At 47.2% G+C, this 8,805-nt stretch carries 7 protein-coding genes; 3 read left to right on the top strand and 4 right to left on the bottom strand.

Translation table 11 applies throughout. The features are described 5' to 3' along the window. On the bottom strand, nucleotides 1-1,796 hold a 1,796-nt coding region (locus V6C93_RS29650), incomplete at its 3' end, for a filamentous hemagglutinin N-terminal domain-containing protein (RefSeq protein ID WP_333480274.1). A gap of 240 nt (nucleotides 1,797-2,036) precedes the next feature. Between V6C93_RS29650 and V6C93_RS29655 the strand changes: the two genes are divergently transcribed. Further along, the gene (locus V6C93_RS29655) at nucleotides 2,037-2,273 is read left to right on the top strand and encodes a hypothetical protein (RefSeq protein WP_333480275.1); all 237 of its coding nucleotides are present in this window, start codon (nucleotides 2,037-2,039) and stop codon (nucleotides 2,271-2,273) included. Between the two features lie 159 nt (nucleotides 2,274-2,432). On the opposite strand, the gene V6C93_RS29660 is transcribed toward V6C93_RS29655, so the two are convergent. Then, complete coding sequence (locus tag V6C93_RS29660; protein ID WP_333480276.1) at nucleotides 2,433-3,008, bottom strand: SH3 domain-containing protein; 576 nt, start codon at nucleotides 3,006-3,008, stop codon at nucleotides 2,433-2,435. Between the two features lie 780 nt (nucleotides 3,009-3,788). Between V6C93_RS29660 and V6C93_RS29665 the strand changes: the two genes are divergently transcribed. Together V6C93_RS29665 and V6C93_RS29670 are read left to right on the top strand one after the other, a co-directional pair. Beyond that, complete coding sequence (locus tag V6C93_RS29665; RefSeq protein ID WP_333480277.1) at nucleotides 3,789-4,973, top strand: peptidoglycan-binding protein; 1,185 nt, start codon at nucleotides 3,789-3,791, stop codon at nucleotides 4,971-4,973. Between the two features lie 194 nt (nucleotides 4,974-5,167). Further along, nucleotides 5,168-6,316 carry a peptidoglycan-binding protein gene (locus V6C93_RS29670; protein ID WP_333480278.1) on the top strand — a complete coding sequence of 383 codons (1,149 nt, stop codon included), beginning with the start codon at nucleotides 5,168-5,170 and terminating at the stop codon, nucleotides 6,314-6,316. Between the two features lie 337 nt (nucleotides 6,317-6,653). Here the strand turns inward: V6C93_RS29670 and sigC are convergent, their stop codons facing one another. Together sigC and V6C93_RS29680 are read right to left on the bottom strand one after the other, a co-directional pair. After that, a complete protein-coding gene (gene sigC / locus V6C93_RS29675; protein ID WP_333480279.1) occupies nucleotides 6,654-7,907 on the bottom strand; it encodes an RNA polymerase sigma factor SigC in 1,254 nt (417 codons plus the stop codon). Nucleotides 7,908-8,309: 402 nt separating this feature from the next. Next, a partial coding sequence (locus V6C93_RS29680; RefSeq protein ID WP_333480280.1) for an NAD(P)H-dependent glycerol-3-phosphate dehydrogenase occupies nucleotides 8,310-8,805 on the bottom strand: 496 nt, incomplete at its 5' end.

Here is an 8,805-nt window from a genome sequence, read left to right on the forward strand (position 1 = left end):
TATTCGACTCCTCCCGATGTATTTTGTGGAGCCCCAATCAGCAGATTGCTGCCCACTCCCGCAACTGAATAGCCGAAGTTGCCATCGGCTACAGGGTTGGGATTGTTCAAGGTTTGCAGTAGCGTGCCATTGCTATTAAACAAAAAGGCTTGCCCCGCTTCCGTGACTCCTCCCGATGTATTGCCTGGAGACCCAATCAGCAGATTGCTGCCCACTCCTGCAACTGACCAGCCGAAGTTGCCATCAGCTACAGGGTTGGGATTGTTCAAGGTTTGCAGCAGCGTGCCATTGCTATTAAACAAAAACGCTTGTCCTGCTGTCTCAACTCCTCCCGACGTATTGCGTCGAGCCCCAATCAGCAAATTGCTGCCCACTCCCGCAACTGAAAAGCCGAAGTAGCCACTGTATACAGGGTTTGGATTAAGGAGCGTTGTTAGGGGTGAATTGGGGTCGGTGATGGTGATATTTTTCGGGTCGAGTAGTAAGGTGCCTGGATTCCCTTGAGGACTTGCTCCCGCATCCACCAATCCTGTCAAAATCAGCAACTGTTTGCCAGAAACCTCAACTAATCCGCCATTGCCTGCTGATGCCCCCCCACGGGCGCTGATGTTGCCGTAGAACCGGGTCAGTTGGTCTGACCAGAGCGTTACCTGGCCCCCATTGCCACGAGCGAGGGCATTGGCAGTAATTACAGAGTCATTACTAACAAGAGTTTGGGAGGCATGGGGCAGTGTTCCTCCACCTTGGTAATCCCCGCCAATCCGCACCGTCCCGCCGCCTTGGCTGCCAGACGTGTTGATATTGGCACTGAATAGTCCAACCTTGTCACCTAAGACATTCACCGTACCACCATTTTGCCCAACGGCTGTTGTGCCAGTATTCACCGTGCCAGAGGCGATAACAACTCCTGCTTCGGTTGGAACTGTCATACCAGAATTCGTTAGTTGCACCGTACCCATTGGGGAAACACTCAGTCCTGTTAACTCACTAGAGGGGGTTCCCGTCAACAACGTTGGTAAATCCAGCGGCGTCAGCGGTAACGGTTGCCCAGATGTGTCACGAGGTGGTGCAAATTCTAAACTCAGCAGATGTTCCTGTTGACTCACCCTCACCAGATTTTTTCCGGGTACGGCAGCGAGAGTAATACTGCCTGATGGTGAATTGACCTGCCCTGTGTTGATGACATTGCCACCGATTAAGCTGACGCTTTGCCCGTCTAAAACGGTTAAATTCCCTGCATTGATGAGGCATCCAGGGTTTGACAAGTCAAAGGCAAATTCACTGGGAGTACCGATTAAGTTTTGGTAGTCATTGTTGCCCACAGCATTAAACCAATTATTCCCACCACTGTCACTTTTTAGGGCAATCCCCGTAGCCGTCGTAGCCGTAAACGAAGCAGGAACATTCAGACTGGCATCTTTACCAAAAACAATCCCGGCGGGATTCATCAAATATAAGGAAGAGTTACCCCCCGTGACCTGAATTAGACCATTAATTATCGAAGGATTACCCCCGACAACCCGCCCTAGGATATTTTGAATCGAAGGATTAGACAAAAAATTGGCAGTCTGACCCGAATCTAAACCAAATTGCTGGAAACTGTGAAATAGATTGGCACCATCGCTAGAAAGGGTACCGCCGTGAATGTTGAATCGATTACCATCTGGCGTGACAATCGTATCAGTGCCGTTCGAGGCAGGGGTAATGGGATTAGCCGTTACTGGAATAGCGGCAAGGGTTCCCATGAGGGGAACAAGGAAAGACAACCAGCCGACACACCTGGGAGCAAGGCTCATGGTTAGATGCCCTTTACAAAATGTGAAAAATCTATTTACTCAGTGAAGAAGCACCCACCGCCAGGGGTTTTTAACCGTTGACTAATCGTTCTAATCCTCTTTCATAGAACTCTGAGAAAGATTGCTGCCCATTTTACAAGCTCTAGCAATGTTTGCGCCTTGTCTGTGTGTTAAGAAAATTAGCTAAATTTTAACCTTAATTGCAAAACTCCCAGGAACCGAAAAGCCAACTGAGAAGTGATGGTAGGGTTTAAAACTGTAACTCGCCGTTTTAACAACCTTACTGATAAACTACAAACGATGTACAACAAAAATTCTGATAAAGACTGGCTGGGAGCAGCTGTTACAGCCGGATTAGGGGCTGGGATCGTTACATCTTTTGCCGTCAGCCAAGGACAGCATCCGCTGATTGCTTTAGCAATTACAGGCTTTGCCGTGCTGGTTGCTTTGTTGTGCAGCGAGCTAGGACTGATTTAAACGGCGTATTTAAAAACCATCTTTGGCAGAAGTTCTAAATCTTCCAGTTCATTCAAAGAGATTCTTACGATGAGCCCAGAATTCATTTCTGGGCTCATTTCGCCTATTAATACAGACAGGAAATACGAGTTTCTACTAGGGTAAAATCAACACGCCCTACTACTGGGAACAAGCTATCAGATTGATGTCTCCTCTAGCAGGAATCCCATTAGACATCCATCCAACGCTGGGAGTTGCGAGTCTAGTCCACTCGCGTCCCATCCCATCTGTGATGAATTCTGGAGGATTGGAAAGCGTAACGCGATCGCCCAAAAATACTGTATCAACTTGACTGGAAGTAACATCGGGTTGCTCACGAACGGCTACCCCCTCAACGCCCTGATACATAACTTGGCGGCACAAATTTCGTCTAGTCGGAAGCGTGGCAGCTTCCGTGCAGCGTTTGAGGTCTTTTGCCTGTACAAATCCGCTAATTGGGGAACTAACAGCTATCCACCCATCCCTACCACCGGGCTCTGCCAGGATAACTTGTTCATTGGACTGTAGTGCCCTAATTCGATTAGCAGTTGAACGCTCTTGGTAGATAAATGTCGATCTAGCCGCTGCACGACATTCTCCTAGCCGCTGTGCTAGTTGAACATTATCCTTCTTCTGAGACGGAGACAGAGTTGGTTCTGAGTCAAGCCTCATGTTACCAGCTGTGGTGCGAGTAAAGATGCTGGCATTAGCGTTCATACCTCCCACAGTGCTTACTAGGAAAGCCAAGAGAGCTACAGGCTTGCTCCAGTGGCTCATTTTTTTCATTGCATTAACCCCTCACATGATTGGGTCAGTCTTTTTGCCAACTATCAGACCGAAAAAAGACTGTATAAATCCTATTATTTATTGAAACATATTCCACGGTTCAATTAGTGGATAAGGCGCTTCGTCATTTTATGGGATTGAATAGAGCGGTTCTCGGTTGCATAGACTACACGAGTTGCGACACGATATGTCGTGCATCTACAAAAAACCATATTGAAGACCAATGAGAACCGCTATAGATGCTATAGCCCTTCTAGATTGGATACGGTACACTCTGACCTCTCTCCTACAAAGAGAGAGACTTTGATTCTTCTGATGTAATTTATGCAACTGAAAACTACTATATGTAAGCATAGAGCTATCCTTTACCCGGCCTGCATAGAGCAAAGTTGTATAAATAATTCCAGCTAGACTGTTCGACAATATTTGCTCACAGAAGTCCCCTGATTTTCTCTATTTTACTCAGAAGTAAGCCACCTTATGTAATCCTTGTAAAACTTAATGGGTAAATAGCAATTTAGCTCTTTAATTAAATTATCTAAGAGTCTAAGATAATTTAATTTTTAGGAGGGATTTATAGTCAGTAAAAAATACCCGCTAAAAAAATAAAAGTTTCATTGTAATATTTAGTGAAAGTATTAAATAGTGTTGTATAAATCGACAATAAACGATTTTTTATTGATAAAATAATGAAAAATTAGCCTAACTAATATGGAAACGCTTTCCTATCTTCATGTGGCTTTAGCCTATGAATCTGCAACAGACGCTACTGATGTTTGCACTGTGGACAGTCTGAAACTTTTTGAGTGGTTCAAGCGGCAAAAGCTTGTACTGCCCACTCAGATTTATTGGCTCTCGTTGGTGGTCATCCTAAGCATTTTGGGAATGGCAGGTGAGGCATTCGCTCAAAGACCCCTTAGACTAGGCGATCGCGGTCCCGATGTAACATTCATTCAAAATCGTTTACGACAGCTGAGGTATCTCAATCGCTCTGCTGATGGCATTTTTGCTCGAGCGACAAGGGATGCAGTCATCCGATTTCAGCGAAGCAACGGACTCAATCCTGATGGCATTGTGGGAGCACAAACCGAGTCGGCACTATTTGCAGAGTTTGGTCAGACTAGACAAATTTCCAGCCAGGAATTTAGTTTTGGTAGTAGTCCAAATCAAGTGCTACAACAAGGCGATCGCAGTGTGGATGTCACTGCCATTCAGCAGCGTTTGCGGGAATTGGGGTATTTCAAGGGACAGTTGACCGGATATTTTGGTTCAACCACTCAAGCTGCCGTAATTCGATTCCAGTTAGACAACAATATAGATGCAAATGGCATCGTTGATTCTCGAACCAGAACCGCTTTATTGGGTTCGGCTAATCCCCAATCAAATGGAGACGATTTACTGGGGATGTTACCTCCTCCCCCTCTATCCAATAATTTTCCAACCCAGAGATTTAACCCATTTACACCTACGCCAGTACTACGCTTTGGCGATCGCGGTTCAGAAGTGCAAGACCTTCAGCAAGAGTTGAGGCAAAGAGGGTTTAACCCAGGCCGCATTGATGGCTCCTATGGTTCACAAACTCAGGAGGCTGTTAGACAGTTTCAGAGAGTCAATGGACTTTTCCCTGACGGGATTGCTGGTCGAGAGACGCTGACAGCTTTAGGAATAAGCGCTGAAGTTAAAAGGAATCGCTATGTAGTAGTCGTACCCCTTGTTGATGAGAACACGCTTTATCAAGTACGTGCCCTAGAGGGTTTTGCGAGCGCCTCTCTAGCTGACTCAAAACTTGGTCAATATATTAATGCGGGGTCATTTCCCAACCGTGCCAGTGCAGAAAGCCGCTCCTATCGATTGCGATCGCAAGGGCTTGATGCCAGGGTTGCGTATTTTCCCTAGGTATAGGTTGTAGCATCGCCACGCGTCTATTTATCCTAAACTAGAGCTTGACAATCTACAAAGGCTATTGCGTCTTCCCAGTTTGTTCTATATTTACAGGGAATGTGGGAAGATTCGGAAAATCCTGGCTTGAAATTCCCCATACGACCAAACGCTAGCGCGTTAGGGTCGAAGTACCCTTTGGAGACTTCATAATGGAAACCCTTGCCTATCTTCATCTGGCTTTAGCTAACGAGGCACCAACAGACCCCGATTACAGGGATTTGACTTCATCTTGGGAAAGCTTAAAACAGTTGAGTAGAGGTGCGATTAATCAGGTCTGGAATCAGCCCCAGTTTTCCACTAGTGCAGCTGCTTCTCTACTTTCCTTGAGTATTGCACTGGGCATCTTGGGAATGGCGAATCAGGCATCTGCCGCCTTTCAGGAAGGTGATCGGGGAGCAGAGGTTACGGCTGTTCAGCAACGGTTGCAGGAACTAGGCTATTTCAAAGCCAATATTACAGGATACTTTGATCCTCTGACCAAGGATGCCGTGATCCAATTCCAGCGAGCGAAGGGATTGGAACCGGATGGAATTGTGGGAAGAAACACTCTAGTCGCTTTGGGAGGGAAATCTAAAACCGGTTCCCAGCGAGTGAGATCACGAATTTTACAAGCACTACCCAGTCCACAGTCAGTTAGAGAGTCTTCTAGACGCATTTTGCAATTGGGCGATCGCGGTTCTCAAGTCAGTGCTCTTCAGGAAAGTTTAGAAGCAGCAGGTTTCCCTAGCGGTGCCGACGGTATTTTTGATGAAGCAACTCAAAAGGCTGTCATACGCTTCCAGCAAGCCAAAGGACTGGCACCAGATGGAATGGTCGGGCCGCAAACCTTAGCTGCATTGCCAGCGATCGGTGGGCCAAATCCTTCATCAGTCCGCAGAAATTCCAGCAGTCGCTCAACACCGAGAACGACTACCAACCGCTCAACAACCAGAGATACCACCAATCGCTCAACACCAAGAACGACTACCAACCGCTCAACACCGAGAACGACTAGCGATCGCTCAACACGAAGAACAACTAGCGATCGCTCAACAACCAGAGATACCAGCAGTCGCTCAACACCCAGCAATACCAGTAATCGTTCAACGCCGAGAACGACTACCAGTCGCTTGAATACACCCACCAGTAATACTCCTAGTAGCTCGGCTACAGAGGCGCTACAAAAGCGTTTGCAAGAATTGGGCTTCTATCGTGGCGAAATTGACGGTATTTGGGGCCCACAAACTCAGGCGGCAGTCGAAGCCGCCCAGCGTTCCTACGATGTCAGTGTTTCTGATCTAGAAAAAAACCGCATTTGAGTTTTATAGCAAAAGGCAGAAGGCAGGAGGTTTTTTACTGGCACGTGGTCGTTTTAGCCGTTCAATCTGTCCTAATACCAAGTTGCATTCAAAGGTATAACTCTCTCTTTCTCTTACCTCGGTGCGCTCTGTGCCTCTGTGGTTTGTTAAATTCTACGTTAGACCGCAACTCAGTATAAGCTTTATGGCGACAGCTATAGCTTGTGGCTCAGCCAAAAGCAGAATCGGCTTTTCCGTCCGTTTTACCGGGTTGAAACAAGAATCCCACGACTTTAGCCTTAGCGAAGTCGTGGGAGTGTCTCAGGACTTAGAAGAGGGACAATGCCTTAAGAGCGACTTAAGTCAAAGCTTCCAGATAATCCCGCACACGGTTGCGACGCTTGGGCTGCCGCAGCTTCTGCAAAGCTTTCGCTTCGATTTGACGCACACGTTCGCGAGATAGCTCCAGAGCGCGACCAATTTCGGCTAAAGAATAGGGATGACCATCTCCCAATCCGAACCGCATCCGAATTACATCCCGTTCGCGGCTGGTCAAATCTGCCAACAGTTGTTGTAAATCCCGTTGCAGAGCTTCTCGCATTAAGACTTCTTCTGGAGAAGTTTCTTCTGTTTCGAGCAAGTCACCTAATTCAGTGTCTTTTTCCTTGCCCACTTTAATTTCTAAGGAAACAGAGCGAGGCACTCTCAGTAAGACTTCCCGCACCTGCTCTTTGGTCATGTCTAACTCCAGAGCAATATCCTCAATGGTTGCTGTGCGACCTTTTTCCTGAGAAATTTTACGCTGAGCTTTTTTGATTTTGTTGAGCTTTTCGGTAATGTGAACTGGCAGGCGGATGGTTCGGCTTTGAGTTGCGATCGCTCGAGTGATGCCTTGGCGAATCCACCAGTAAGCATATGTACTAAAGCGATAACCCTTGGTTGGGTCAAACTTCTCAACCGCCCGCTCCAATCCCAGAGTCCCTTCCTGAATTAAATCTAGGAGTTCCAATCCGCGATTTTGATACTTTTTCGCTACCGACACCACTAGGCGTAGGTTAGCTTTAATCATGTGTTCCTTGGCGCGGTTACCCTGAGCTTGAATGTGTTCTAGCTCTTTGACCGAAAGGCCAGCTAACTCAGCCCAGCGATGTTTTCCGGCTGCCAATATTGGCTTTAAGTCTGAAACTTCCACACCGGCAGTAGCCGCCCACCGCTCTAAAGAAGGACGGTGGCCCAGTTGAGACACTAGGCGATCGTGAGTCTCGATTAGATGGACATAGCGCTCAATCACTGTATCCGATGTCTTGGCAAACTCAGCTCGCAAGTCCAGCAGCCGCATATAGCGCTGAACTTTTTGGGCTTCCGAGACTTCCTCATCTCGCCTGAGTAGACGAACCCGACCAATTTCCTGGAGGTATAACCGAACAAGATCAGTGGTACGACGGTTGGTAGTTTTGGAGAAGCTGGTAACGTCTGTACCCTCGCTTTCCAGGTCAACCAAATCATCTGCTACCGATGGTTCTAGCTCTTCGTTTGTACCATTGGACTCAAAGCTGTAGGGAAACAGCTCTTGGTCGAATTCCGTGTCGGCATAGAAAGGAGTGGCTGGCATAATAATCTCTTAATTACGACCGATGACCGCACTCAATGAAATGTGCGTCACAACTTATTACTAGAGTTCCCACCCTTGATGACCGGAGAACAGCGCTTATATTTTGTTTACCAACAAGGATGACGAGTTGGGGCTTTTCGTCCTTGCTGATAACTAGTGCTGACGTATCGCTTCAGTCTCAACTGCCACATCAACATTGGCATTTCGCCTAAAATCTGTCTTTGGGTAGAGTGACTGGGCTTCTCTGTCTCATAGCTCTAGTATAAGCGTCTCACTATTCAGAAATAGTGACCTTGGTCAAAGGCTATGTTAATCTTCATCACCAGTTGGGTGGATTCCTGAAAGATTTCTAAAACTTAAGAAAAAATTTTTTGAGAAAACCGTCCCTTATCTTTCTGTTTCTCACTCTGGCTTAGTGTCTCGCAGCATTAATGCCTCAACAGCCGCTTGCGGAGTAATCTCACCTTGGAGTAAGCGATACACCTGATAGGTAATGGGCACGGAAACACCTTGTCGGTTCGCTCGCTCTAGCAGCACTGGAGTTGTGTTTACCCCTTCTGCTGTGCCTTCCAGTCTCGCCAGAATTTCTGAGAGAGTCTTACCTTGAGCAAGCTGATAGCCCACTTGATAATTGCGACTAAGTCCGCTGTTGCAGGTTGCCAGTAAGTCTCCCAGTCCGGATAGCCCGTAGAAGGTTTCCGCTTGAGCGCCCCAATCGGTGCCAACCCGGATAATTTCCGCGAGTCCACGCGTCAGAAGAGCTGCTTTAGCATTCGTTCCCAGGTGCAAGCCATCACAGGCACCTGATGCGATCGCCATAACATTTTTCAGTGTACCGCCCAGTTCCACACCCAGGGGGTCAGGATTGGTATAAACCCGAAATTTTGGTGAGGAAAAT

Origin of the sequence: Allocoleopsis sp. (assembly GCF_036703385.1) — a bacterium.
Lineage (GTDB): Bacteria > Cyanobacteriota > Cyanobacteriia > Cyanobacteriales > Coleofasciculaceae > Allocoleopsis.